Genomic DNA, 1,975 nt, shown 5'->3' with positions numbered 1-1,975 from the left:
CGAGGGTCCACGGGTGCGCGGGCCCCACGGCCGCCTCCAGGTCCGCGCGGGCCGCCTCGGCGAGCGCCAGCCCCGCGACCGTGTCCCCGCGCCGGTACGCCACCAGCGCGACGTTCGTGCGCGCGCCCGCCGTGAAGGGGTGCGCCGGGCCGAACGCGCGCGAGTACGCCGCCGCCACCGCCTCCGCGAGGGCCCCCGCCTCGGTCAGGTCCCCGTGTTCGCGCAGGTGGCAGGCGAGGCTGTCGCGGAAGAGCAGCGTCAGCGGGTGCCGCTCGCCGTAGTAGCGCGCGGCACGGGTGGCGACGGAGGCGAGGGCGGCGCCCGCCTCCTCCGTCTCGCCGAGCGCGGCCCGGCACAGCGCGAGGTTCTGCTCGGCGCGCAGGGTCTGGAGGTGCTCGGGTCCGAGGTGGCGCGCGTGCGCCGCGGCGCTCTCCGTCAGGAGCCCGCGGGCCTCCTCGTAGCGGCCGAGCAGGCGCAGGTGCAGGGCGTGGGAGAGCCCGGAGAAGAGCGTCCAGGGGTGGGCGGGCCCGTGCAGGGCGCGGCGCGCCGCGAGCGTGCGCTCGTTCAGGGCGCGGGCGCCCTCGTAGTCGCCGAGGAGGCAGAGCGTGGCGGCGATGTTGTTGTCGGCGTTCAGGGTCTGGCTCGCGCGGGCGCCGAGCAGGGCGCGGTATGTGTCGGCGACGCGCACGGACAGCTCGTACGCCTCCGCGTAGCGGCCGAGGCCGCGCAGGTCGGCGGCGAGGCCGCCCAGCGCGCGCGGATACCGCTCGCCGGAGGAGCGCCCCGCCCCGCTCAGGTGCTCCACGGCGGCCCAGTCCATCCGCTCGGTGGCGGTGTACTCGCCGAGCGCGCGCAGCACGTTGGCGTAGTGGTGGGTCAGGTCGAGGAGGCGGGGGTGCTCGGGGCCGAGCAGCCGTTCCCAGGCGGCGAAGGCTTCCCGCCCCAGCTCCCGGCCCGCCTCCAGGTCGCCCGAGAGGTACGTGTAGCGCAGGCAGTTGAGCACGAGACGCTGGACGTCCTCGCCGGTGTCCTCCGGCGCTCCCGCGTGCGTGAGGTGCGGGACGAGTTCGGCGTAGCGGGGCCAGTCGGCGGTGGCGGACGGGGCCTCGGGGTCGGCGGCGGCGAGGGCGGTGCGGACGGTCGCCCCCAGCCGCTCCGCCACGTCGGCCGGCACTCCGGCACGGGCGATCCGGTGCACCATGCGGTGCACGTAGAACGTGTCCGGCTGCCCGTGTCCTTCAGTCTCCCCGTGCCCGTCCCCGTCCGCCTCCCCGTTCCCGTCCGGCGCCAGCAGGACGACGGAGTAGCGGCGCAGTTCCTCCGCCGCCGCCTCCCAGCCCCGCGCGTCGCCGAGGAGGCCGCGCAGCTCCGGCGGCACGCGCTCGGCGGGCATGTCGCGCAGGACGTGGGCGGGGATGCGCCCGGGGGCGAAGCGCGTGCACAGCCGGAGCAGGTCGAGCGCGGCGGTGCCGGTCTCCCTGAGCCGGTCGAGGAGCAGGGTCCACGCGCTGTGGAAGGTCTGGGGGAAGTCGGCGGAGAGCGCGACGTCCCCGCTCGCGGCGGCCGACTCCAGGCGGGCCAGGTACTCCGCGACGCTCGTCCTCGTCCCGGCGAGCCAGCCCGCCACCTGGTCGAGGACGAGCGGGAAGTCGCCGACCGCCTCCGCGAGCTGGTCCGCGTCCGCCGCGCTCAGCCGGGGCGCCCGGCGGGCGACGAAGGCCACGGATTCCTCGCGGCTGAAGGTCGGCACGTCGAAGAGGCGGCCGAGGTGGTGCGCCCAGTCGCGGTCGCGCGAGGTGACGAGCACGTGGCCGGGGCCCTCGGGGAGCAGGTCCCGGATCGCCTCGGGGTCGTCGGCGCCGTCCACGACGAGGAGCCACGGCCGCGCGGTCCCGCCCCGCCGCAGCCGGTCCAGCGCGGTGCGCAGCCGGGTCCCGTACTCGGCCCCCGCCGTGCGCCCGCCGAGGGCGTCGCC

General features: G+C 77.6%; 1 protein-coding gene. It reads right to left on the bottom strand.

All coding sequences use genetic code 11. The features are described 5' to 3' along the window. Positions 1 to 1,975 (bottom strand): FxSxx-COOH system tetratricopeptide repeat protein (gene fxsT / locus G3I42_RS33740; protein ID WP_164291470.1); only part of this gene is annotated, 1,975 nt, incomplete at both ends.

This window comes from Streptomyces sp. SID11385, assembly GCF_010548245.1.
Taxonomy (GTDB): Bacteria; Actinomycetota; Actinomycetes; order Streptomycetales; family Streptomycetaceae; genus Streptomyces.
This window is presented reverse-complemented; position numbering and strand designations above follow the sequence as displayed.